At 63.4% G+C, this 20,885-nt stretch carries 27 protein-coding genes, 2 tRNA genes and 1 pseudogene; 4 read left to right on the forward strand and 26 right to left on the reverse strand.

Going from position 1 to position 20,885, the window contains the following annotated elements; genetic code table 11:
- Positions 1 to 4: 4 nt before the first annotated feature.
- From WFP44_RS10775 to WFP44_RS10855, 17 genes and pseudogenes are all read right to left on the reverse strand, one after another.
- Positions 5 to 2,068, reverse strand: a complete 2,064-nt coding sequence (locus WFP44_RS10775; protein WP_336926573.1) for a conjugal transfer protein TraG — start codon at positions 2,066 to 2,068, stop codon at positions 5 to 7.
- Positions 2,069 to 2,096: 28 nt separating this feature from the next.
- A complete protein-coding gene (locus WFP44_RS10780; RefSeq protein WP_336926707.1) occupies positions 2,097 to 3,854 on the reverse strand; it encodes a relaxase/mobilization nuclease domain-containing protein in 1,758 nt (585 codons plus the stop codon).
- Positions 3,855 to 4,089: 235 nt separating this feature from the next.
- A complete protein-coding gene (locus WFP44_RS10785) occupies positions 4,090 to 4,863 on the reverse strand; it encodes a lytic transglycosylase domain-containing protein (protein ID WP_377923076.1) in 774 nt (257 codons plus the stop codon).
- Between the two features lie 5 nt (positions 4,864 to 4,868).
- Positions 4,869 to 5,198 (reverse strand): annotated as a pseudogene (locus tag WFP44_RS10790) (DUF736 domain-containing protein); the annotation flags it as partial.
- Positions 5,195 to 5,788, reverse strand: a complete 594-nt coding sequence (locus WFP44_RS10795; RefSeq protein WP_336926575.1) for a S26 family signal peptidase — start codon at positions 5,786 to 5,788, stop codon at positions 5,195 to 5,197. The pseudogene WFP44_RS10790 and the gene WFP44_RS10795, both read right to left, overlap by 4 nt.
- Positions 5,785 to 6,294 carry a DUF2840 domain-containing protein gene (locus WFP44_RS10800; RefSeq protein WP_336926576.1) on the reverse strand — a complete coding sequence of 170 codons (510 nt, stop codon included), beginning with the start codon at positions 6,292 to 6,294 and terminating at the stop codon, positions 5,785 to 5,787. The genes WFP44_RS10795 and WFP44_RS10800 overlap by 4 nt, the downstream gene beginning before the upstream one ends.
- A 247-nt stretch (positions 6,295 to 6,541) precedes the next feature.
- Positions 6,542 to 7,408 (reverse strand): replication initiator protein A, encoded by an 867-nt coding sequence (locus WFP44_RS10805; RefSeq protein WP_336926577.1) that lies wholly within the window; start codon positions 7,406 to 7,408, stop codon positions 6,542 to 6,544.
- Positions 7,408 to 7,659: a helix-turn-helix transcriptional regulator gene (locus WFP44_RS10810; protein ID WP_081097054.1), complete on the reverse strand. Its 252-nt coding sequence runs from the start codon at positions 7,657 to 7,659 to the stop codon at positions 7,408 to 7,410. Before WFP44_RS10810 ends, WFP44_RS10805 begins: the two co-directional genes overlap by 1 nt.
- A gap of 117 nt (positions 7,660 to 7,776) precedes the next feature.
- On the reverse strand, positions 7,777 to 8,049 hold the full coding sequence (locus tag WFP44_RS10815; protein WP_336926708.1) for a DNA -binding domain-containing protein: 273 nt from the start codon (positions 8,047 to 8,049) through the stop codon (positions 7,777 to 7,779).
- Positions 8,050 to 8,064: 15 nt separating this feature from the next.
- A complete protein-coding gene (locus WFP44_RS10820; RefSeq protein ID WP_336926578.1) occupies positions 8,065 to 8,271 on the reverse strand; it encodes a hypothetical protein in 207 nt (68 codons plus the stop codon).
- Between the two features lie 79 nt (positions 8,272 to 8,350).
- A complete protein-coding gene (locus tag WFP44_RS10825) occupies positions 8,351 to 8,548 on the reverse strand; it encodes a transcriptional regulator domain-containing protein (RefSeq protein ID WP_336926579.1) in 198 nt (65 codons plus the stop codon).
- Between the two features lie 135 nt (positions 8,549 to 8,683).
- Positions 8,684 to 8,947: a DNA -binding domain-containing protein gene (locus tag WFP44_RS10830; RefSeq protein WP_336926580.1), complete on the reverse strand. Its 264-nt coding sequence runs from the start codon at positions 8,945 to 8,947 to the stop codon at positions 8,684 to 8,686.
- A gap of 227 nt (positions 8,948 to 9,174) precedes the next feature.
- The gene (locus tag WFP44_RS10835; RefSeq protein WP_110299384.1) at positions 9,175 to 9,393 is read right to left on the reverse strand and encodes a helix-turn-helix domain-containing protein; all 219 of its coding nucleotides are present in this window, start codon (positions 9,391 to 9,393) and stop codon (positions 9,175 to 9,177) included.
- Positions 9,394 to 9,485: 92 nt separating this feature from the next.
- On the reverse strand, positions 9,486 to 9,803 hold the full coding sequence (locus WFP44_RS10840) for a DUF736 domain-containing protein (RefSeq protein ID WP_336926581.1): 318 nt from the start codon (positions 9,801 to 9,803) through the stop codon (positions 9,486 to 9,488).
- 384 nt (positions 9,804 to 10,187) lie between these two features.
- Positions 10,188 to 10,667 carry a hypothetical protein gene (locus WFP44_RS10845; RefSeq protein ID WP_336926582.1) on the reverse strand — a complete coding sequence of 160 codons (480 nt, stop codon included), beginning with the start codon at positions 10,665 to 10,667 and terminating at the stop codon, positions 10,188 to 10,190.
- Between the two features lie 105 nt (positions 10,668 to 10,772).
- Complete coding sequence (locus WFP44_RS10850) at positions 10,773 to 10,937, reverse strand: hypothetical protein (protein WP_167398546.1); 165 nt, start codon at positions 10,935 to 10,937, stop codon at positions 10,773 to 10,775.
- Between the two features lie 410 nt (positions 10,938 to 11,347).
- Positions 11,348 to 11,422: transfer RNA gene (locus tag WFP44_RS10855), tRNA-Gly, on the reverse strand.
- A gap of 193 nt (positions 11,423 to 11,615) precedes the next feature.
- Here WFP44_RS10855 and WFP44_RS10860 point away from each other — a divergent pair.
- Positions 11,616 to 12,527, forward strand: coding sequence for a tetratricopeptide repeat protein (locus WFP44_RS10860; protein WP_336926709.1), 912 nt, complete (start codon positions 11,616 to 11,618; stop codon positions 12,525 to 12,527).
- A complete protein-coding gene (locus tag WFP44_RS10865; RefSeq protein WP_336926583.1) occupies positions 12,524 to 13,138 on the forward strand; it encodes an LON peptidase substrate-binding domain-containing protein in 615 nt (204 codons plus the stop codon). Before WFP44_RS10860 ends, WFP44_RS10865 begins: the two co-directional genes overlap by 4 nt.
- Before the next feature lie 249 nt (positions 13,139 to 13,387).
- Here the strand turns inward: WFP44_RS10865 and WFP44_RS10870 are convergent, their stop codons facing one another.
- The 4 genes from WFP44_RS10870 to argB all read right to left on the reverse strand — a co-directional run bounded on the left by WFP44_RS10870 (position 13,388) and on the right by argB (position 16,212).
- Positions 13,388 to 14,008 (reverse strand): MarC family protein, encoded by a 621-nt coding sequence (locus WFP44_RS10870; protein ID WP_336926584.1) that lies wholly within the window; start codon positions 14,006 to 14,008, stop codon positions 13,388 to 13,390.
- Positions 14,009 to 14,029: 21 nt separating this feature from the next.
- Positions 14,030 to 14,878 carry a hypothetical protein gene (locus tag WFP44_RS10875; RefSeq protein ID WP_336926585.1) on the reverse strand — a complete coding sequence of 283 codons (849 nt, stop codon included), beginning with the start codon at positions 14,876 to 14,878 and terminating at the stop codon, positions 14,030 to 14,032.
- Positions 14,879 to 14,907: 29 nt separating this feature from the next.
- The gene (locus WFP44_RS10880) at positions 14,908 to 15,201 is read right to left on the reverse strand and encodes a YggT family protein (protein ID WP_336926586.1); all 294 of its coding nucleotides are present in this window, start codon (positions 15,199 to 15,201) and stop codon (positions 14,908 to 14,910) included.
- Positions 15,202 to 15,303: 102 nt separating this feature from the next.
- Positions 15,304 to 16,212 (reverse strand): acetylglutamate kinase, encoded by a 909-nt coding sequence (gene argB / locus WFP44_RS10885; protein WP_377923077.1) that lies wholly within the window; start codon positions 16,210 to 16,212, stop codon positions 15,304 to 15,306.
- A gap of 101 nt (positions 16,213 to 16,313) precedes the next feature.
- On the opposite strand from argB, the gene WFP44_RS10890 reads away from it, so the two are divergent.
- Both WFP44_RS10890 and ppk2 read left to right on the forward strand, forming a co-directional pair.
- Positions 16,314 to 16,766 (forward strand): thermonuclease family protein, encoded by a 453-nt coding sequence (locus WFP44_RS10890; RefSeq protein ID WP_336926587.1) that lies wholly within the window; start codon positions 16,314 to 16,316, stop codon positions 16,764 to 16,766.
- A 25-nt stretch (positions 16,767 to 16,791) separates the two neighbouring features.
- Positions 16,792 to 17,577 carry a polyphosphate kinase 2 gene (gene ppk2, locus WFP44_RS10895; protein WP_336926588.1) on the forward strand — a complete coding sequence of 262 codons (786 nt, stop codon included), beginning with the start codon at positions 16,792 to 16,794 and terminating at the stop codon, positions 17,575 to 17,577.
- Between the two features lie 15 nt (positions 17,578 to 17,592).
- Here ppk2 and WFP44_RS10900 read toward each other — a convergent pair whose 3' ends face one another.
- The 5 genes from WFP44_RS10900 to WFP44_RS10920 form a co-directional block, all read right to left on the reverse strand.
- Positions 17,593 to 17,904 (reverse strand): P-II family nitrogen regulator, encoded by a 312-nt coding sequence (locus WFP44_RS10900; protein WP_336926589.1) that lies wholly within the window; start codon positions 17,902 to 17,904, stop codon positions 17,593 to 17,595.
- Positions 17,904 to 18,878 (reverse strand): sodium-dependent bicarbonate transport family permease, encoded by a 975-nt coding sequence (locus tag WFP44_RS10905; protein WP_336926590.1) that lies wholly within the window; start codon positions 18,876 to 18,878, stop codon positions 17,904 to 17,906. The genes WFP44_RS10900 and WFP44_RS10905 overlap by 1 nt, the downstream gene beginning before the upstream one ends.
- Positions 18,879 to 18,959: 81 nt before the next feature.
- The gene (locus WFP44_RS10910) at positions 18,960 to 19,643 is read right to left on the reverse strand and encodes a DUF2490 domain-containing protein (RefSeq protein ID WP_336926591.1); all 684 of its coding nucleotides are present in this window, start codon (positions 19,641 to 19,643) and stop codon (positions 18,960 to 18,962) included.
- 165 nt (positions 19,644 to 19,808) lie between these two features.
- Positions 19,809 to 19,895: transfer RNA gene (locus WFP44_RS10915), tRNA-Leu, on the reverse strand.
- Between the two features lie 120 nt (positions 19,896 to 20,015).
- The gene (locus WFP44_RS10920; protein ID WP_336926592.1) at positions 20,016 to 20,819 is read right to left on the reverse strand and encodes an MJ0042-type zinc finger domain-containing protein; all 804 of its coding nucleotides are present in this window, start codon (positions 20,817 to 20,819) and stop codon (positions 20,016 to 20,018) included.
- Positions 20,820 to 20,885 lie beyond the last annotated feature (66 nt).

A 20,885-nucleotide genomic window follows, 5' to 3' on the forward strand; every position in this document is an offset into this window, starting at 1 on the left:
TTCTTCACAGATCGATCCCATCATCCGGATCGAGCGAGGCATTGCGGGCATTGCGCCGCATGGCCCGGTCAATGGCCTGCCGGTTCTGCACCGTCTCGTCCGGGGATGAGTCGGCGTCGGGATCGAACGGGTTGAAGGGACGATCCGGCTCTGGCGCGATATTCTCATGCTCGGGCAGGCCAGGTTCTTGACGGATGCCGCTGGCCTCGGCCTGACTATCGGCCTTCAATCTCGTGTTGCGCTTCTTGACTGAGGCTCTGGATGTGGCGGGTGTCAAAGTCTCAGTCACCGTAGACGGTCCACTGGCCTTGGGAACCTGGAGAAGCTGTTCGGCTTGGATGGGCTCAAGGCCAGACCAATCATCTGAAGCAGCTTTCCCGATGTTGGCATGTACTGGCTTCGGGGGATCGAGCACACGCATGGTGAATCGCGGGTCTAGGAAATAGCGGGCCTTGCGCGCGCGGATTGGTGGGAGCCCGGCGGCCATGATGATTTCATCATCGGGCGGCAGTTGCATGACTTCGCCGGGCGTAAGCAAGGCCCGCGCCGTCTCCGAGCGCGACACCATGAGGTGCCCTAGCCAAGGTGAAAGTCGGTGCCCTGCATAGTTTTTCATGGCGCGCATTTCTGTCGCGGTTCCAAGGGCGTCGGATATACGCTTGGCGGTCCGCTCGTCATTGGTCGCAAAACTGACCCGGACGTGACAGTTGTCGAGAATGGCATTGTTCTGGCCGTAGGCCTTCTCGATCTGGTTCAATGACTGCGCGATCAGGAACGCCTTGATCTTGTAGCCCGCCATGAAGGCCAGCGCGCTTTCGAAGAAGTCGAGCCGTCCGAGGGCCGGAAACTCGTCGAGCATAAGAAGCAGGCGCTGCGGACGATTGCCGGGATTGAGGTCTTCGGTCAGGCGGCGGCCGATCTGGTTGAGGATAAGCCGGATCAGCGGCTTGGTCCGGCTGATGTCGCCTGGCGGAATGACAAGATACAGCGAGGTTGGATGCTGCCCTGCCATAAGGTCTGCGATGCGCCAGTGAGATGCACTGGTGACCTTTGCCACGACCGGATCGCGGAAGAGGCCAAGGAACGACATTGCGGTCGACAGGACGCCGGACCGCTCATTGTCCGACTTGTTGAGCAGTTCCTGCGCCGCTGCGGCTACGACGGGGTGGACACCTTTGCCTCCAAGATGCCGGGTAGCTTTCATCCGGTGCAGCGTCGTTTCGATCCCGCAGCGCGGATCGGAAAGGAACGCTGCGACCCCGGCGAGCGACTTGTCCTTCTCGGCGTAGAGCACGTGAAGGATCGCGCCGACAAGCAAAGCGTGGCTGGTCTTTTCCCAGTGGTTGCGCTTCTCGAGGCTGCCTTCAGGATCCACCAGCACGTCGGCGACATTCTGTACATCGCGCACTTCCCATTCGCCGCGCCGGACCTCGAGCAGAGGATTGTAGGCTGCGGAAGCGGGATTGGTCGGATCAAACAGCAGGACCCGGCCATGGCGAGCGCGGAAGCCTGCCGTGAGCTGCCAGTTCTCGCCCTTGATGTCGTGAATGATCGCCGATCCCGGCCAGGTCAGCAGCGTTGGAACGACCAGACCGACACCTTTACCCGACCGTGTGGGCGCGAAGCAGAGGACATGTTCAGGGCCATCGTGGCGCAGATACGATCCGCCGAACCGGCCAAGGATTACGCCGGCATCGCCGAGCATGCCGGCCTTGCGGATCTCACCTGCATTGGCCCAGCGGGCAGAGCCGAATGTTTCTGCCTTGCGGCGTTCACGTGCGCGCCAGATGGACATGGCGATGGCGACGATGAAGGACAGGAAGCCGCCCGAGACGGCAATGAATGCGCCGTGCACGAAGATTGAGGGCGCATAGGCATCGAATGCGAACCACCACCAGAAGAAAGCCGGAGGCGGATAGATGGGGGAAGCGCCGATCCAGAACAACGGCTCTCCCAGCTCCGACTGATAGCCTAGTGCGGCGGCGGTCCACTGGGTGGCGCTCCAGATGGTGAACAGGATAATCGCGAACACGGCCAGTATCTGGCCCCAGAGGATCTTGTCATTCATGGGCTTTGGTCCTGTAGGGAATGGTGCGTCACAGGCCGATCCCCCGCCCGCGACCCAAGCTCCAATCGACCGTTCCGCCGGGCGACATGGTGCCTGTGATGTGTTGCCCCAGATGTTTGTCGAGCGCTGGTCGCCACGGCACGAGCTGGAAGCTCATGCCGTCATCGATCATGGCGAACCGACCGGACGACAGTGCCACGCGCTCGCGGTAGATGCCGCTGACGTAGTCGCCGGTCGCCGATGATTTGTGCTCAAGCCCGGTCCGCGCGGCGATCGCTTGCGCAGTCGACGCAAGCTCCTCGATCCGAAGTGTGCTGATCAGATCTTGCGCGAGGATCAGTCTTTGCCCCTGCCGCCGCGCGAGGCCCTGCGCCTCAAGATGCTGCGCGCGCGCTTCCATCGCGTCGCGCACTTCGAGCCCGAAGCCATCGCCTGTTGTTACCGGTTCGCGCGCGACCAGTTGGTGATCGAGCCATGTTGCGCCTGGCGATGTGATCTGGTCTGTAAGGGCGACGTCCGACCGCGTTGCAAGTGAGAGCCGGGTCTGGCCTTTGGCGTCCTCCCATGATCTGAGCTCGACGATTGATCCCGGTCTCGCATCGCCGGTCATGTCCATGTCGTCGAAGCGTAAGTGATGCGTGCGGCCATCGGTGCCATCGACGATGGCATAGGCGCTGCCTGCCAGTTCATCCTGGAGGCCGCGCTCGACGAGACGCCCGACGATAGGGTCGCTGGGCGTCTTTGAGTGCAGCGCCAGGGCAGATGGATCGAAGCGTCCGCCGTCCCGGGTCATGGCGCGGTGCAAGGTCTTGATGATGTCGTTGCGGACCGAAAGATCGCGCAAGGCGCGCTCGGCACCGGGATCAAGGGTCCAAACTGCAGGACCGTCGCGGGACGCAAGGCCTAGCTGTTCCAGCTTAGCGGCACGGCCGATGAGCAGACGGCGCATGCCGGGTTCGCCATCGCTGCCAGGGCGAAGGTCGACACGGCCCGCCATGTCCTCGCCGAGTTGTACGAGCTGGCGGTCAAGACCAGTCCACCGTTCGGCATCGACTTCGCGTTCAAGCGCCGTGCGGATATCCAGTTCACTGCGTGGTCCAAGTTCAAGCGTTACGCGCTCCTCGGCGCGGCGGCGCAGGCCGTCACTGATGTAGCCGCGGTCGATGATCAGGTCGGTGCCGTCATCAGCCACACCGCGCACTAGGATATGAATGTGCGGATTGTCGGTGTTCCAATGGTCGACCGCCACCCAGTCCAGCTTGGTGCCGAGATCCTTGGCCATGTCGGTCATCAACTCGCGGGTGAAGTCTCGCAGGTCCTGCATGTCGCCAGCATCTTCGGGACTGACGATGAAGCGGAAGTGGTGCCGGTCATCCTCGCACCGCTTGGCAAAGACATCGCGATCACCCGCGTCGCTGCGGGCATCGAACATGAATGCATCGCGCCCGTCGCGGGTCACCCCGTCGCGTTCGAGATAGGAGATATGGCGAGCGAGCGGCGCGGCGCGATATTGCGCGCCTTTGTGCCGGACGATACGGGCTAGGACAGTAACGCGCCGCTGACCCGGCGAGCGGTGTCGCATAGCGGCAAGCGCAAGCCGACCTCGACCCGCTCTGCCAGAGCTTCGGCCAGTTCGCGACCCACTTCTGCGTAGGCGCGTTTGGCCTGACCGTGCTGCAGCACGGCGTACCTGTGCCGCCAGCTTCTGGCCTCTTTGGCCCGCGCCCTTGCCGCTGTTCCTCCCCCTTCCCGGCCGGACGCGAAATTCATTGTCATCGGCGCTCATGGGCGGCGTGCCATACTGTTTTGCGTTGAAAACAATGCCGAATTCAAATGAGTGTATGGCCGACATGCTTTCTTGCCATACGAATTTTGCCAATCATACCAACCACATAGGGCCAGCCTGCTGGCAGTCCTTTTATCTTGCCCTCCAAAACTGGTCTGTCTCTCCCATGCCTGCCAAACCGCCGGAACTAGCCCGCACATCGCCGTGATCGTCAGAACTGCGACTGAGAACACCATCACGGGATCCGCGGCGAAAGCGGGATAAACAGGGGGTGGGGAGCCGGTTCGTTGGGCTGCGGAGAAGCCGGTGGTGGTGCACTGATCGCGCGCTCCGGCTGCACGGCAGTTGCATCGGTCATGACTTCTGCGTCGCCATCGTCACGCGCTGCAAACAGCGCCGCGTGACGCCAAGATTGCATAGCTGGTGCCGGATTTGCAGCAGGGGCCGCAGTGCTGGCTATGCCAAGACTTGGAGTGATCTGAGCAACATAGCTGACTGTCTCTGCGGGTAGCCGTCGCCGGCCATTTGCATAATCATCCGCCCGGCCCGGCCCGGCATTGTAGGCCGCCAGCATCAGGCTGACGTCGCCGTATCGGTCCCACATGGCGCGCAGATAGGCCGTTCCGCCGAGAATATTGGCGCGGACATCGAACGGATCAGAGCCAAGCCGGTGGCGCTCGGTGAGCATCGCCCAGGTGCCTGGCATGATCTGCATCAGGCCCATCGCTCCTGCTGGCGAAACCGCGCGTGAATTGCCCCGGCTTTCAGCCCGCATGACCGCCCAGATCCAGAGTTCGGGTATCCCAAAGCGCTGGGAGGCTTCCGCGACATGCGGTGCATAAGGATGGGCCGCGAACTGGTCTGGCCCGGTAGCAGACGCTGCCTGCAGTGTGGCCACTGAACTGACACCAAGTGCGAGGCACAGACCGGGAAGGAGCAGATAGCGGTGCAGACGATATGCGATCCGCAATGGACGCCGCCTGCTCGCGGAGCGCGAACGACGATCCATGGCGATCTCCGATCACGATGTGTCGGACGTGACCAGAGCAGGTGATGCTCGTCATGCCTACTCATCGAGCGCAGTAGATTGGCGCGCAAAGGCTGGACAAAAGCCGGGTCATCGATCTGCACCGCGACATAGGCGCCGGCGCGCTCGCCGGTGCGATTCCATCCCGCACCGATTTCGATGCCGGTGTCCGCATCGCCAAGCAGAACGCGCCAGTCGGGCGCATTCTCGCTGTCGTTTGCAGGCGCTGGAACAAGTGTCACAGCAGCATCAAGCATGAGCGTCCTGATGCGGCCAGCAAAGCCGTCCTGCGTGGATTGAAAGTCGCCGATCATCATGGCTTGATCTCCTGGTTGGTCGTCGGGGAAGAGGTGGGTCTGTCTGGCACATGCCAGCGCAGCGGCTCTCCGGGTGCATTGCGTGTGAGGACCGGGCGCGCGGTGCCGATCAGGCCTGCTGCCGGGAGCACCCCGAAATAGCGCCCGTCGAGACTGTCGGGGGCAGGATTGAGGAGGAAGATTTCACCGGCACCGATCAGATGGCAGCCGCGCCAGACAGGCAGCGCGCGACCCATGCGGTCCTGCAATTTGGCCACAGTCATTGGCCGCCCATCGATCGTGATGACTGCACCGACGCGGCAGACCTGCTGTCCCGGCAAAGCCGCGACATGCTTCATAAGCGGCACGCCGGACGGCAGATAGCGGCGGCGATCGAGAAATCGGGCAAGCTCGGCGCTCGGCGCGACAGCGACGAGCTGGCCGAGCGTCACAGGCGCATCGCTATCGATCCGGTAGAGACCGATGGGCGCGCTGGCGCTCGCGTTCCACATCAACTGCGGTCGCGGTGACAGCACAGCGACGGCGGCAAATCCGGCGCTGAACAGGCATGCCGATAGCATCGTCGCGCGCAGATACGGACGGCGGCTCACGCTTCGAGCGCCTTGCGCCGAAGCCAGGCTGCGTGGCGCTCATCCGTATAGGCGCGAGCCGGCATTCCGGCGCTTAAGCGGTTGCAGACATGGCGCCAATGATCGGGTGATGCGTCGCACGGATCGACCCCGGCAGCTTCTACGGCATCAATGGCCTGGAGCACTTGTGCGACCCTGGGCCAGCCTTCGATATGCAACAGGATTTCACCGCCCGGGCGCACGAATGGCAGCGTCGTGTAAGGCTCGCCGGGTTTGACGGCGGTGACGATGTCGATGCTGGAGTGAACCGTTCCGAAGTCGTTCGACAACCAGCGCACAAACGCGAAGGTTGTCCCAGGACGGAAGCCGACGATGCGTGTGCGGCGGTTGATGATCCGATCCGTCGCCATGCGGCCGAAGCGGATCCATTGCTCGTAACGCTTCTCGATCCAGGTCAGTTCGACCTCGGTCAATGCGCTGCGTGGTTGCGGTCTGGCGGCAGACCGTTGCAATGCCGGACTGCTCATGATTGCCGTCCCGACCCCGAGCGCAAAGCGCCGATCCCGAGGCCTGGAAGCGTCGGCGCTGCGCCAGCTTTTTCCACAGGCGGCCTAGCCGTTAGCAAGAATCCGAAGGATTCTTTTCTATTAGCATCGTTAGAGAGCAGCCGATTTGCCACAGATTTCTGCGGGTTTCCGGCACAATCGGGTTTCCGATAGGCCGAGGATCGGGTTTCCGATGGGCCGAGTCTGGCGGTTTTCGATAGGCCGAGCGTCATGGCAACTTCTCCACAGGCAAGCCAACGCGCCGGGCCGCAGCGACGAACGAGTCGACGGGGATGGGTTTGAAAATCAGCCGCTCGCGGCCGAAGCTGTGCTCGAGGCTCAAATGGTAGCCCGGAAGCGACTGCTGCCGGACGATCGTGCGCAGCTCGAACGCGAATTGCTTGAGCGGCGAGAGCGCGCCTGATTTGAGATGCAGGTGCGGAACGTCGAAGCTCCAGCCACCGCGCTGATGGCCGCCATGCTTGCGCACAATCCGGTAAAGCCAGCGCTCGACGCCGCCAGTCAGGCTGAAATAGGCCCGGTCGATGGTCAGAATCAGCCCTCTGTCGAGCACGCCTGCATAGAACCAGTCTGGCAGGATCATCTCGATGCCGGTCGCCCGGCCATGGTCGTCCAGTGTTTCCCGCCATTCGTTGATCCAAGAGAAACGGTGGCGGCGGCGTTGGTGCTGTTGCCGGATTGACGTTGCAACGGTGGTGGATTGCAGCCGATCAAGCGCCGCGCGCAGCCGCTCATAATGGTCCTTGCCAGTCCCGCGCCCGATGAAGGTCAAGATTTCGTGCGGTCGAGCCGCAATGAGGCGCGACGTGGGTCTTCCTGCATCGCGGGCCTCGACGAGCTGGCTAGCCGCCCAGATCAGGATGTCGGCGTCCCAGATGGTTGCCATGCCATGCTCCAGCACGGCCTCGACTGAAATCCACGTCGCGCCCATTGTAAAATCGATAGGTGTGCAGCGCTTTGATTTGGCGAGACTGAAGAATGGCCACGCCATGAGATCTTGCGCGTCCCGCGCTGCGATCTCGCCTGGGGCGGAGCGGAACAGCTCAAGCTGCGCTGCGGTGCCGAAAGCTTGCATCAGCGGCGTACCGGCCGGGCGGACAGACAGATGCCTTTTCCAGGGTCCGACGTCGAGTTGCGGCGTCCATTCTGTGCCCAGGCGTCCAGGTCAGCGATGGCATAGACGATACGGCGCCCCAGCTTGTGAAAGGCTGGGCCTGTGCCGTAGCACCGATGTTTCTCCAGCGTTCGAGCGGAAAGCCCAAGGTGAACGGCTGCGTCTGGCGTTCGGACGTAGCGCGGAACGACGGGTACAAATTCTCCATCCATGACGATCCTCCTGTGAAGTGCCGGACACACGGGGTTGGACCGGCGAGCAGGAGGCGAGTGATCGGATTTTCAGGGAATTGGGTGAACGGACATATCGCGCTGTCTGGAATGTCCCGATCAGATGGCGTTCAACAAGCGACGGTAGCCGCCGTCGCGGACTGCGAGCGCGTGGCGGTGCCAGCGGCCAATCCGCTTGCGCTCGCTTGAGCCATCCCATTCAGCTGCGGAGTAGTGGCGCGCATCGCGGGCAATCAGGTCAACTGCGAGTTCGCGTGCGCTGACACCTTCATGCAATGCATCAAGCAGCCTCAACCATTGCACCAAACGCCAGCGTTCGGACGGCCCCGGGTCGAGGGAAACTGGTCGCTGACGCAGCCGACCAAGATGAATATGTTCATGAAAAGCCTACATTGCGGTCCTGCGCAGTTCCCAAAAGGTGTCCGCAGGCAGCATATAGGTGAGCGGGTCAGTATCGGATGCTCCTGTTGGGATAGTCAGCCGATAGCGTCGTCTGCTCGATGTCAGCACCAGATGTGACGCTTGATCGGCGATATGGCTGGCGATGACCGTCGCACCTTTGCCAGCGGTAAGCTTATTGAAGCTGCCGGTCATGGCTGGATCCGGTTGCAGCCGGATGATTGTAGCGGATGCGGCGGGGTCCCAGATGGCGGGGCTTTGCGTGGCGGTATGTTCAGGGTCGGCCGCGAAAGACCAACCCCCAGTGCTTGGCCAGACGTTTGCGCGCTATCGGCGCTGCGTCGATGGCACGAGCATATTGTTCGCGATAATCAGGATTGCGGCGCAGGAATTCCTGCGCGAAGTCCGCACGGTCGTGTGCTTCAAAGGCTTTGGCGTAACTCTCCGAACGCCAGTCGGGCTTCTCCTCCATCACAGCTCTCCTGTGAGGTTTTTTGGAGTCGGACGATCATGCTACCGGCAAGGTCCGAGAAGTGCTCGAGTCTGTGGCGCGCTATCTGCGAGGCAGGCACAATCGATTGCGCCAGAACGGTGGAAGCTCCGGAGTTTAGTTCGCGCGCGGGTCCAGCAAATGACGGTAGCCGGTCTGCGTCATCCATTTGGCACGAGCAAGGTGGCTGTCGTGAACCAGCTTGGCGCGCTCGGGCTCTTTGGCGGGGTCGATTGCAAAGATGATCGCCGCGGCTTCTTCCCATGATGCGCCGTCTTTCTCAGCGTCGAGAAGGCGCAGATATGTCACCAGGTGGCCCTCGTCATAAGCACTCAGCCGGTCCATCAACGGTGGTTGATCTTCAAAATCAGGAGCCGACATAGGTCCCTCCTTGGCGCTCTGCCAGTTTAATGGCTGCCTCATCGCAAGGCGAGCGGAGAAGCAGGTCATCCTTCTCCCTAAATCGCGAGAGCGTTATGCATCTTTCCGCATAACGCCCGGACCATCCCATGTCACGCCGCGCAGGAGCAGGCACCAGCATCTGCTTGCTGCGGTTGAGAAATTGTAAATTTGCGTTGCTGGTTCGGTGGAGTGGAGGCGACTTCCGGTCAATGATCCGCTTGGTCATCAAAGAAGCGGGCCGGGGCGACTCCAAGTTCTTCTGCGAGTCGTTCGATGGTGTCGAGCGTCGGCGAATTGGCCGCGCGTTCAAGAAGGCCAACATAGTTGCGGTTGATTCCGGCACGATGCGCCAATTCCTCCTGCGAAAGCCCACTGGCGTGACGCATTCGCCTTAAATTCGTCGCAAAAATCTCCCGAAGCTTCATGCCTCGTGGGTCGGCGGAAGCCTAATATACTGCCACCCAATATACTAGGGATTCGTCATCGCCCGGTGTTACCCGGGCGATGACTTCGCGGTTCAGCTATCGCTGCGTCGGGCAGGACGGTTCCAGACCAGATCGTGGCTACCGTCTTCGGCTTCGAAAAGCTGGGCGAAGATTGGGGCAACAAAGCTCGGATCATCAAGTTTGACCGAGAGGTAGGGCCGGTCATCTTGGGTACGCTTTTCCCATGCGGCGCCCATCTCGATATCGCCGACGAGGACGCGGTGGCTCGGAGCGTTGGGGCTGGTGCTTTCCTCTGCGACGATACGAACCGATTTGGCCTGAAGTGCAAGAGTGGCGATCTGGCCCCGGAGCTCTCCCGAAACCTTCTTGAAGTTGCCGATCTTTGCCATGGGTATTTCCTTTTTCCGTTAGTCGGACCGCTCCAGTGCGGCCTCGATGCGCGGATGAAGGTCAGTCAGTGGCAGACGCTGCAGCGCCAGCCCGTAGCGTCAGCGAAGGACGGGGTGATCGGTCTTTCTTGCCTCGCGAGGAACGGCGGCACGCCGGGGGAAGAAAGTCCGAAACGCACCGTTGCGGCAAGTATGCCAAGCGAAGCGTCTTGCTGACATAGGCGCGTGTCGAAAGAGGCCGTACTGGTGCGATCCTGCAGGAAATGGCATCCTTGGCGTAGATCGCAGTTTCACCGTGGTAAGGCTTCCGGTTCAGACGGCGTTGAAGCCAGCCAAATCCCGTGGCGTTGTAACGAACGCTCTCAGCCAGCACAGCCTTGCCCCCTATTCGCTGATGATCGTCCGGGCCGGATGAGGATTGCTGCTCATCGACCGGTCGTCTGCTGAGTTTGCGCTTTTATGATCGCTGCCACCCATCACACTTCGCCAGGCTGAAGCGGATGTGGCGAACGCTGCAATCGAACCGAGAATTGCCAACACAGAGCTGCTGTTCGTTGCCAATGAACCAAGGCTGTGCGCGGCCTGATATCCGGCGAAAGCAGCAGGCACAGCAAAAAGCAGCGCGATCCCCAGCCTGAGCAACGGAGATCGGGTAAAAACGACCAGAAGTTGGCCGATGAGCAGCGTGGCGATGCCAGCGCCAAAGGCAGCGAGGATTGCTGCCGGATAGCCGAATTCGTGGCGGAGTAGGGCAAAGCCGGTGCCGATCGCGACGCATACTGGCAGGGCGAGGCTGGCGAGCCGGAAAAGCAGCCATAGCATGTAAAAGCCTGCAGCGGCCCCAAGGATGAGGAAAATGGTCATAAGCGTCCCCTGTCTGGACGCGCTCGCCACCACCACCTCAGCGCAATCTGCATTGCGAGTTTAGCACGACGGAAGTTGGTTCGAAAAGTCCGCTTCTGCCTAAGGTCAACGGGCGAATGGGTCATATTCACGAACGACCTGTTCGGGGTCGCCATCGAATTCATCGGCGGGGATTACGAAATATCCTTGGCCGGTCTTGATGAGGACGATGACCGTCATCAACGTCCGGGAGAGGTTCCAGCCAAGCGATTGTGCAGTTGCAAGTGGCATGATGCGGCTCCTGTCGAGGAGCGGGACCAACCCGCTCGACAGTCGCCCCACAGGCCGGAGACTGGACGCAATCACCGCAGCAAAGCTGCGGCCGCACGCGCATGCGTAGCGGACCCTTCACGGGTTGATTGAAGGAGGACAGGCTTCGAGCCCAGGGATCAGCGGCTAAACGAGTGGTTGGTTCTGTGCAGGAGCGGGCAGATCACTGCACTGGTACTCCCGCATGAATGGCCTAATCCAACCGCCGGACGCGTAATTGTCCATCTGGATGAGAAGTGAGCACGCCTGAGTTGTCCCCAGCCGTATCTAGCCCGGTGACAATGTGGTGACAATCGTTAGGAACTCGCCCGTTGTCACCAGCGCCTCGCGAGCTTCGCGAGGTTCAAACAATTGATTTTCTTGGAGAAAACTGGAGCGGGCGAAGGGATTCGAACCCTCGACCCCAACCTTGGCAAGGTTGTGCTCTACCCCTGAGCTACGCCCGCTCACTGGCGCTACCCGAAGCGGCGTCCGGGTGGGAGGCGCGCCACTAACACCGGCTCCTGACTCGCGCAAGAGGCAAAACGCATTGCCAGCGTGCGCCACCTTCGCCCTTCACAAATGCCTATAATGCGCCACATAGGGGTGGCACAAAGCAATCACACAATGCCAGCAAGCAGGAGCAGCCACTTGGCAAGCATGGGCCTCAGCCTCGACGAACAGAAAGCCGTCGACCGTTTCCGCACCCAGGTGGTGGAACCCAGCATGACGCAACTCGTCATCGTGGATTTCTGGGCCGAATGGTGCGGGCCGTGCAAGGCGCTGACGCCGGTGCTGGAAAAGGTCTGCGCCGAATATGCCGACAAGGGCGTGGTGCTGGCCAAGATCAATGTGGACGAGGAAGGCTTCATCGCCAGCCAGTTCCAGGTCCGCTCCATCCCCACCGTCTATGCCATGTTTCAGGGCCAGCCCGTGGCCGATCTGACGCCCGCGCGCAGCGAAAGCCAGCTGAAAGGTGCGCTTGACCAGATCCTGGCGCAGATTCCGGTGCAGCCGGCGGCGGCACGCACCGATGATGGCGCGGCGGACATTGCGCAGCTTGTCGGCATGGGTGAAGCGGTGCTGGCCGAAGGCGATGCGGCGCGGGCGGCAGGTATCTTCGCGCAGATCGCCCAGATGGCCCCCGACAGTGCCGAGGCGGCGAGCGGGTTTGTTCGCGCGCTGCTGGCCAATGGCGAGGCGGAGGAAGCGCAGGCCGCATTCGATGCGCTGCCGCCCGAATTGCAGTCCGATCCCGCTCTTGCCCAGGTGAAGGTCGCGCTGGAACTGGCTGCCAATCAGGTGGACGACAGCGAATTGCAGGCCTTGCGTGCCGCCGCCGCCGAACGGCCCACCGATATGGACGCGCAGCTGGCCTTTGCCGAAGCCGCCTTTGCCGCCGGGTCGCGCGACGAGGCAGCCGATACGCTGCTCGACATGATCCGCCGCGAGCCTGCGTGGAACGAGGGTGCGGCCAAGGCGCGCCTGCTCAAGATGTTCGAAGCGGTCGGGCTGGAGGATCCCTGGGTTGCCAGCCAGCGCCGCCGCCTGTCGCTGCTGCTGTTCGGATGAAGCCGAAACGCATCCCGATTTTCCCGCTGACGGGCGCGCTGCTGTTTCCCGGGCTGCAATTGCCGCTGCATATCTTCGAGCCGCGTTACCGCGCCATGGTGGGCGAGGCGCTGGCGCGCGACCGGCTGATCGGCATGATCCAGCCGCAAGACATGCGCGAAGGCGCGCCGCTGTATCAGATCGGCTGCGTAGGCAAGATCGAGGATGTCGAAGCGAGCGAGGATGGCCGCTACAATATCGTGCTGCATGGCGAGGCGCGCTTCCGCATCCTGCGTGAGCTGGACGTGGCAACGCCCTTCCGCCAGGTCGAGGCCGAATTTCTGGCCGACCCGCTGCATGAAACGCTGAGCCTTGGCGAACGCGCCGCATTCGAAGCCGAGGCGATGAAATTTGCCGACGCCCAGGGTTATTCGGTTGATTGGGATTCAGTCGCGCGACTGGATGACACCTCGCTCATCAACGGGATGAGCCAGATCGCCCCGTTTGATGCAGCGGCCAAGCAGGCCCTGCTCGAAGCCCCCACATTGAAACAGCGCTGCGAGCTGATGATCCAGCTCATGGAATTCTTCGGCCGCGGCGATCCCGATGAAGTGCGGGTGACGCTGCAGTAGCGAAGGCGCATCCGCGCCTTCGTCCTCGGTGCTGATCCCTCCCCCCGGCACAAGGCCGGGATGCGGGACACCTGTGGGCGGGCGGTCGCCCTCTGGCTGCGGCTGGTCGCCGCAACGGCAACCTGCCTTATCGTGAGCCACGCGGTCCGCAGGCCCGCAAGGCCGAACGGCCGCCCGCAGCGAAGGGCAGCTTGCCTGCCCGGCAGCGAGGATAGCCGAGCGGGCAGATGCCCGCGCTGGCGCCTGAGGTCATAAAAAAGAGTTCCGCACTCCGTCGATTACATATTGCGCCGCCAGCGCCGCCAACAGCACACCGAGCAGGCGGGTGATAACCGCCTCCACCTTTGCCCCGAACAGCTTCATCAGCGGGCTGGCTGCGATCAGTGCGAGCAAAGTAAGCAGCAGCACCGCGGCAAGCGCGGCCAGCACCACCAGCGTGCCTTCAAGGCCGGTCGCGCTGCCTTCCAGTAGCATGATCGAGGCAATCGCCCCCGGCCCCGCCAACATCGGCATGGCCATGGGGAACACGGCCACATCCTCGTGCAACGGGTCGTCCTTCACCTTCTCCGCGCGGTCTTCGCGCCGCTGGGTGCGCTTTTCAAACACCATGTCGAGCGCGATCAGGAACAGCATGATGCCGCCCGCAATGCGGAACGCGTCAATTTCGATATGCATCGCCGCCAGAAGGTCCGCGCCGAACAGGGCAAAACCCAGCAGGATCAGCCCCGCGATCAGGCAGGCGCGCACCGCCATGGATCGGCGCGCGGCGGGCGTGGCATTGGCGGTGAGGCCGGCATAGATCGGCGCGCAGCCGGGCGGATCGATCACCACGAACAGCGTGACGAATGCGGAGAGGAAGAGTTCGATCATCGCCCTCCCTTAGCAGCGCGCTTAGCGCCTTGCACCACCCGGCGGCATCACGAAATCGAGCGCACGCTGCCAGCGCCCTTCGCGGTAGTAATCGACCAGCAGGCGGCGCGTGCCATCGGTATCCTGCACCCAATGCCACTGCAGCGTGCGATCATCCGATGTGGTGAGCGGGCCGGTGGTGCCGCCTGCGTCAATACCGGGCGCGGCAGGCACCGCCCCGCGCGCGCAATCGGCAACCTTGCCGTCGATCACGCCGATGGCGGCGACCACGATGGCATCCGGGCCCGCCATTGCCGCATCCACGCGCGGCGCGGGCGGCGGGGGCTGCGGATTATCCGGCCCGCGCAGCTTGTAGGTGAAGCGATAGGCATCGCTGGGCATGGCATCGCGCGCATTGCGGCCCAGATCCTGCCGCGCCCAGATGGCGGCATAGCTGCCCACCGTGCCATCCGGGTCGGCATAGCGGCCGAAGCTGACCGCCAGCGAGCCGTCGCAGCTGCTCCACACCGCCGTGGGCGACCATTGCGGCGCCGCTGCCGGATCGGCGCGGCCCGCCAGCCACGGCGCGGCGGCGGTCACGCCATCGGGCAGATGCAGCACGGCATCGCTGGTGGCAAAGCTGCGGTACGCGCTCCACAGACCGACCTCCTGCGCGGCGCGGGCAAAGGCCCGGTCGGCCGTGGCGACAATCCCCGGCTCCCCCCGCTGACCCAGCGCCGGACGGCGCACGGGCGCGCGTTCCAGCATGGCCTGCGCGGCCTCTCCACCCGGCACGCGCGATTGCGGCGGGCGGTCGCGGCTGCTGGCACAGGCAGACAGGGCGAGCAGGGCGCAGCCTGCGGCGAGGAGGGGGACATTGCGCGTGGCCATAGGGTGTATCCGCTGGCCCATCGCGGCTGTCACATCGCTGAATAAGCGAGGTTGCGCACCACGATATCCAGGATGTTGAGGCCGATAATCAGCACCAGCGGCGAAAAATCGATCGCGCCGGTATTGGGCATGATCTTGCGCACCGGGTTCAGGATCGGATCCAGCAGCGCATTCACCGCGCGCCAGATGGCGGCGACGAAATCGTTCTGCATATTGACCACGTTGAAGCTGATCAGCAGGCTGAGCACGAATTGCGCGATCACCAGAACGATGACGATGGAAATCAGATAGCCGATGATCTGGGACAGGGTGATGAGCAGCACGCGGTTAAAGCCTTTCGTTCGTCATTGTCCCCACAGCCGCGGTTCTAGCCGAATTTGCGGGAGTGTATCAACCGGGTAATACGCCGGGCAGCTTGCGCAGACTTACGCCGACACGAGCGTGCCCGCGCCCTGGCTGGTGAAAAACTCCAGCAGCATGGCGTGCGGCACGCGGCCGTCCAGCACCACCGCCGCCTCGCACCCGCCTTCCACCGCGTGGACGCAGGTTTCCAGCTTGGGGATCATCCCGCCGCGGATCGTGCCATCTTCGCGCAAGGCGGCAATATCGGCGGGCCTGAGGTTGGTCAGAAGCTGGCCCTGCTTGTCGAGCACGCCCGCCACATCGGTCAGCAGGAACAAGCGCGCCGCGCCCAGCGCCGCCGCAATCGCGCCGGCCATCGTGTCGGCGTTGATGTTGTAGGTCTGCCCGTCCTCGCCGCTGGCAATCGGGGCGACGATGGGGATCATGCCGGCCGCGCTGATCGTGTTGAGCACGGATGTATCGACCGAAGTCGGCTCCCCCACAAAGCCCAGATCCACCGCCTGTTCGATATTGCTTTCCGGGTCTTTCACCGTGCGCGCCACCTTGGTGGCGGTGACCATGCGCGCATCCTTGCCCGACAGGCCAATGGCCTTGCCCCCGGCAGCGTTCACCCAGCCGACCAGTTCCTTGTTGATCGCGCCCGACAGCACCATTTCAGCCACTTCCGCCGTGGCCTTGTCGGTCACGCGCAGGCCGTCGACGAATTGCGATTCGACGCCCAGCTTCTTCAGCATCGCACCGATCTGCGGGCCGCCGCCATGCACCACCACGGGGTTGATGCCGACCGCTTTGAGCAGCACGATATCCTCGGCAAAGTCCTGCGCCGCTTCGGGATCGCCCATGGCATGGCCGCCATATTTCACCACGAAACTGCGCCCGGCATAGCGCTGGAAATAGGGCAGGGCCTCGATCAGCGTTTGCGCCTTGGCCAGCATCTGGGGATCGCTCGATTTGTCCATGGCCTGCGCCATAATGGCTTTGCGCCGCGCTGCATAGCGGTGCGTTAAGGGTGGTTGCGGACCGGTAGTCTTGCGGATGGGCGGCACGGGCGGCGGCGGCCAGCGTCCCGTGCATGACAGTGCATCGCCTTGCTCTTGCCGCGCTTCCCTTCCTTCTGCTGGCGACCTTTTCCCAGCCTGCCACTGCCGAGGATGCGGAGACCGCCATCTTTGCCCCCTGCACCACCGCGGCGCGGATCACCTGCGTGGTCGATGGCGACACCATCTGGTATCGCGGCGACAAGATCCGCCTTTCCGACATCAACACGCCCGAAATCAGCCAACCCGCCTGCCCGGCAGAGGCCGAGCGGGGCCGCGCCGCGCGCGACAGGCTGGTGGCACTGCTCAATGAAGGGCCGTTCTCGCTGGAGGCGCAAGGCCGCGCAACCGACCGCTATGGCCGCCAGCTGCGGATTGTCCGGCGCGGCGGGATAAGCCTTGGCGCGATTCTGGTGAACGAAGGGCTGGCCGAGGAATGGCAGGGCCGCCGCAGCGACTGGTGCGGGCAATTGGCACTTGCCCGATAGGGCGCAGGGTGAAACATTGCGGGCCATGAAAAATGGCGATTACGAAGAGGCGCTGGAGCCGCTGCAGCTCGAACTTGTGGCAATGGCGCATTGGGCCAAGGCGAAGGGTGAGAAGATCCTCGTCATCCTCGAAGGGCGCGACACCTCAGGCAAGAGCGGGGTGATCCATGCCTTGCGCGAACGGCTCAATCCGCGCCAGAGCCGCGTGGTCGCCCTGCCCAAGCCCAGCGAGACCGAGGCGGCGCAGTGGTATTTCCAGCGCTATGTCCCGCATCTGCCCGCCGCGGGGGAAATCGTGCTGTTCGACCGCAGCTGGTACAACCGCGCGGGCGTGGAAAAGGTGATGGGTTTCGCCACGCCTGAGCAGGTGGCGCAATTTCTGCGCGACGTGCCGGTATTCGAAAAGCTGCTGGTGGACAGCGGCATCCGTCTGTTCAAATACTGGCTGTCCTGCGACCAGGCGGAGCAGGAGAAGCGCTTTGCCGAGCGTGTAGCCGATCCGCTCAAACGCTGGAAACTCTCGCCCATTGATGCGAAGGCGCGCACGCTCTATGCCGAATATACCGCCGCACGCGAGGAGATGCTGGCCGCCAGCCACACGCCGTTTGCGCCGTGGACAATCGTTGATTTCAACGATCAGAAGCTGGGGCGGCTGACGCTGATCCGCAATCTGCTGGATCGCCTGCCCGATACCGCCATGCCCGATGAGGCGATAGACTGGCCCGAACTGGGCCATCCCCCGCTGACCGAGGAATTCGGCGTGCTCCAGCCGATCCCGCCTTTCCCGGTGAAAGAGAAGAAGGCCGGCTGATCCCAAACGGGCAGTCTAGAAACGGGCCGCGCGCACCACATCGACCGCCGAACGCATCACGATCAACTGATGGCTGTCGAGCAGCGGCTCAAGCGCGGCCATGAATGTTTCGGCCCGCTCTTCATTCGCAATCACCAGGAAAAGGCATTTGGCCGTCGCGCCCGACAGCAGATCTTCGCTCCAGGCCCCGCCCGTGCCCGATCCGCCCGTTACGCGCCACAGCGTATGGCCGGTGATACCCGCTTCCTGCGCCAGTTCCGCCAGCTTGCGCACCAGCGGCGCATCCACCAGCACTTCGATCCGTTCGCGGCGGGTCATCTCGGTCATCACGCGGCTCCCAGCATGGGGGTAAGGGTTTCGGCCAACCAGCGGAACAGCGGGATGCCCAGCACGATGTTGAAGGGAAATGTAACGCCCAGCGACATCGCCAGATACAAGCCTGCATCGGCCTGCGGCAAGGACAGGCGCATGGCCGCGGGCACCGCGATATAGGAGGCGCTGGCCGCCAGCACGCCGAGCACCGCGACCGAGGGCGCATCCAGCCCCACCAGTACACCCGCCAATACGCCCAGCGTGCCATTAACCAGCGGAAACGCCACGCCCAGCATGGCCAGCCGCACCGTCAGCGCACGGGTCTGCATCAGGCGGCGCATGGCGAGCAGCCCCATATCGAGCAGGAACAGGCAGAGCACGCCGGTAAAGCCGGTGGTGAACAGCGGCAGGATCGGCTGATAGCCGTCCTCGCCCAGCAGCATCCCGATGGCGAAACTGCCCAGCAGCAGCACCACCGATCCGTTGAACGCCACTTCGTGCAGCAGGCGCGGCTCGAACAGGCGGCCGCCCGCCTCGCGCCGCGCGATGACCAGGCCCGACAGGATCGCGGGCGTTTCCATCGCCGCCAGCACCGCCACCATGAAGCCCGCCGCCAGAAAGCCGGAGCCGGCATAGATCTGGTTGGCGGTCACGAATGTCACCACGCTGACCGATCCGTAATGCGCCGCTACCGCGCCCGCATTCACCCGGTCCAGTCGGCCAAGCCGGCGCAGAATGGGGGCCACCAGAAAGGGGATCGCAAAACTGAGGCCAAGACCCGCCAGCAAGGCAAGCCCCAACTGCCCGTCCACGCCCGCGCGCGATACCTCCACCCCGCCTTTCAGGCCAATGGCCGCCATCAGATAGAGCGACATACCCTTGGCGATGGTTTCGGGCACCGCCAGATCGGATTTTGCCGCCGCAGCCAATGCGCCCAGCACGAAAAACAGCACGGGCGGCGACATCAGCGATGTGGCAATCTGGTCCACCCCTTACCCCCTCAAGCTGTAGCCGGTAGCGCGCCCTTAACCGGTGACGCGGCTTTCGCCCAGCCAGATATGCTTGCCGGCCTACAAGGCGAATTCAATGCCGATAAGCGGCGCATGGCCGATGCGGTCGGGCCTCCCGGCGCGGAAATCCTGCTGCCGCAGATAGATGAGGCTGAGCGAGAGAGTGTCGCTGACATCATGGGCAAAACCTAGCTGCGTGCGCAGGCCGGTGATGCCCGTGCTGCCACCGGGCGCGGTGGAGCGCAACGTCCAGAACAGTTCCGCATCACCCTTCAGCGACCAATCGCCCGCTTCATCCAGCGGCACATTCGCGCCCAGACGCGGCCGCAGGCGCAGCCCCATGCGCCCGCCCTGCCCTTCCTCGAACCGCTGTTCCAGCCGCAGCCGGGTGCGCAGGATGCCATGGCGGGTGGACAGTTGCTGGATCAGCCGCCGTTCGTCATCATCGCCGTTGTTGAAGCGCTGCTCCACTGCGCCGGACAAGGTGACATTGTCAGCCAGATCCCGGTTCACCCACAGGCGGAAAAAATAGGTGTCGGGCCGCCCGCTACTTGCCGAACGCAAGCGCTGGGCGGTTTCCAGTTCCACCCCGGTATTGCTGTCCAGATCAGCGCCGATGGACGGGTTGAGCCAGAATTCGAATGCCTCGTCACTCGCCATCGCCTGTTGCGGCGCGGCAGCGGCGGCAAGCGCCAGCGGAACGGACAGGAAATAGGACAGGAAACGGCGGCGCAAAGCAGGCATCAATCTGGCTCCATGGCAAAGCACCACGGATAAGCCGATCCGCCACGCCTGCGGCAATTGCGCATCCGGCCTTGGCCGGATGGCCTAGGTCGAAAGACAGCATAGGCCGGTCGGTGGAGAGGCAGACCCAGTGTATGGATAATTCCGCCCCGATACGGCTGGTTTTGGTGCGGTCGAGAAGACTCGAACTTCCACGGGCTTTCGCCCACAACGACCTCAACGTTGCGCGTCTACCAGTTCCGCCACGACCGCACATCGCAAGGGCGGCACATGGCACGGCCCCGGCAGGTAGGAGCGCGCCATTAGCAAAGGGTCGGGGGTGCTGCAAGCGCGCTGATTGCTCTTTTTGCCGCGCCTGACCCAACGGGTCGATTACTGCGCCTTCCAGCCAATCTCGGCGAAGCGCGCCGAAAGCGGCACGTCGAGCACGGCGCGGGTGACATTCACGCTCTCGCCCGGCGCCAGCGTGGTCTTTTCGGGCACGATCTCGCGCTCGAACACCTTGCGTTCACGCGCATCGCGCAGGATCACCAGAATGGATGGCACGCGGCGCGTGGTGCTGCCGACATTGGTGATCGTGCCATTGATGGCGAAATATTCCTGCCCGCCGGGCATTTCGCGCTTTTCCTGCTGGTCGATCGGGAAATCGAGCTGCAAGTCCGGCTGGGCGACGGCAAAATCGGGCCGTGTCACCGGCACCCAATCGGGCAATCCCCAATAGCTGACCGCGAAGATGATGCCGGCGGCAAACAGCGCAAAGATGCCGGCCGCCCATGTCCAGATCTTCAACCAGTTGCGCCGGGGGCGGAACGGCGGCCCGGCATCAAAGGGCGAGGCATCGGGCAATTGCGGCTCTGCCGGGCGGATACGCTCCATCATCGGGGGTGCGGGCGGCAGATCGGGATCGGGCGCGACGCGTGCCGGAGGTGGGGGCGGCGGAGGGGGCGGAGGAGGCGGGGGCGGCGGCGAAACGGGCGCAGCTGCTTCGCGCCCCTGCGCAGGCACGGCATCGGCTGGCGGGACGGGGGGCAAATCCTGCCCTTCGCCGGGCGCAGGCGGCCCTTCCTGAAACCAGTTGTGCCGGCATTTCGCGCAGCGCACCCGGCGCCCATCGCGCCCGATGGCGCTGTCGGGGACGAAATAGCGTGTGGCGCAGGCGGGACACTGGATTTGCATCGTGACGCATGACCCTAGAGAGAGGGGACGGGTGCAACAAGCTGTGGAGCAATTTTGTTGCGGCCT

It is taken from the genome of Alteraurantiacibacter palmitatis (genome assembly GCF_037154115.1).
Classification (GTDB): domain Bacteria; phylum Pseudomonadota; class Alphaproteobacteria; order Sphingomonadales; family Sphingomonadaceae; genus Alteraurantiacibacter; species Alteraurantiacibacter palmitatis.

Coding starts and splice junctions, on each gene's coding strand:
- ppk2 (WP_336926588.1), top strand. CDS start 16,792: ATGAAAAATGGCGATTACGAAGAGGCGCTGGAGCCGCTGCAGCTCGAA.
- WFP44_RS10910 (WP_336926591.1), bottom strand. CDS start 19,643: ATGCCTGCTTTGCGCCGCCGTTTCCTGTCCTATTTCCTGTCCGTTCCG.
- WFP44_RS10875 (WP_336926585.1), bottom strand. CDS start 14,878: ATGGCCACGCGCAATGTCCCCCTCCTCGCCGCAGGCTGCGCCCTGCTC.
- WFP44_RS10830 (WP_336926580.1), bottom strand. CDS start 8,947: ATGTCGGCTCCTGATTTTGAAGATCAACCACCGTTGATGGACCGGCTG.
- argB (WP_377923077.1), bottom strand. CDS start 16,212: ATGGCGCAGGCCATGGACAAATCGAGCGATCCCCAGATGCTGGCCAAG.
- WFP44_RS10890 (WP_336926587.1), top strand. CDS start 16,314: ATGACAGTGCATCGCCTTGCTCTTGCCGCGCTTCCCTTCCTTCTGCTG.
- WFP44_RS10780 (WP_336926707.1), bottom strand. CDS start 3,854: ATGAGCGCCGATGACAATGAATTTCGCGTCCGGCCGGGAAGGGGGAGG.
- WFP44_RS10850 (WP_167398546.1), bottom strand. CDS start 10,937: ATGCCACTTGCAACTGCACAATCGCTTGGCTGGAACCTCTCCCGGACG.
- WFP44_RS10920 (WP_336926592.1), bottom strand. CDS start 20,819: ATGCAAATCCAGTGTCCCGCCTGCGCCACACGCTATTTCGTCCCCGAC.
- WFP44_RS10825 (WP_336926579.1), bottom strand. CDS start 8,548: ATGGAGGAGAAGCCCGACTGGCGTTCGGAGAGTTACGCCAAAGCCTTT.
- WFP44_RS10865 (WP_336926583.1), top strand. CDS start 12,524: ATGAAGCCGAAACGCATCCCGATTTTCCCGCTGACGGGCGCGCTGCTG.
- WFP44_RS10860 (WP_336926709.1), top strand. CDS start 11,616: ATGGGCCTCAGCCTCGACGAACAGAAAGCCGTCGACCGTTTCCGCACC.
- WFP44_RS10805 (WP_336926577.1), bottom strand. CDS start 7,408: ATGCAAGCTTTCGGCACCGCAGCGCAGCTTGAGCTGTTCCGCTCCGCC.
- WFP44_RS10810 (WP_081097054.1), bottom strand. CDS start 7,659: ATGGATGGAGAATTTGTACCCGTCGTTCCGCGCTACGTCCGAACGCCA.
- WFP44_RS10785 (WP_377923076.1), bottom strand. CDS start 4,863: ATGGATCGTCGTTCGCGCTCCGCGAGCAGGCGGCGTCCATTGCGGATC.
- WFP44_RS10800 (WP_336926576.1), bottom strand. CDS start 6,294: ATGAGCAGTCCGGCATTGCAACGGTCTGCCGCCAGACCGCAACCACGC.
- WFP44_RS10840 (WP_336926581.1), bottom strand. CDS start 9,803: ATGGCAAAGATCGGCAACTTCAAGAAGGTTTCGGGAGAGCTCCGGGGC.
- WFP44_RS10820 (WP_336926578.1), bottom strand. CDS start 8,271: ATGACCGGCAGCTTCAATAAGCTTACCGCTGGCAAAGGTGCGACGGTC.
- WFP44_RS10870 (WP_336926584.1), bottom strand. CDS start 14,008: ATGATCGAACTCTTCCTCTCCGCATTCGTCACGCTGTTCGTGGTGATC.
- WFP44_RS10900 (WP_336926589.1), bottom strand. CDS start 17,904: ATGACCGAGATGACCCGCCGCGAACGGATCGAAGTGCTGGTGGATGCG.
- WFP44_RS10775 (WP_336926573.1), bottom strand. CDS start 2,068: ATGAATGACAAGATCCTCTGGGGCCAGATACTGGCCGTGTTCGCGATT.
- WFP44_RS10845 (WP_336926582.1), bottom strand. CDS start 10,667: ATGACCATTTTCCTCATCCTTGGGGCCGCTGCAGGCTTTTACATGCTA.
- WFP44_RS10835 (WP_110299384.1), bottom strand. CDS start 9,393: ATGAAGCTTCGGGAGATTTTTGCGACGAATTTAAGGCGAATGCGTCAC.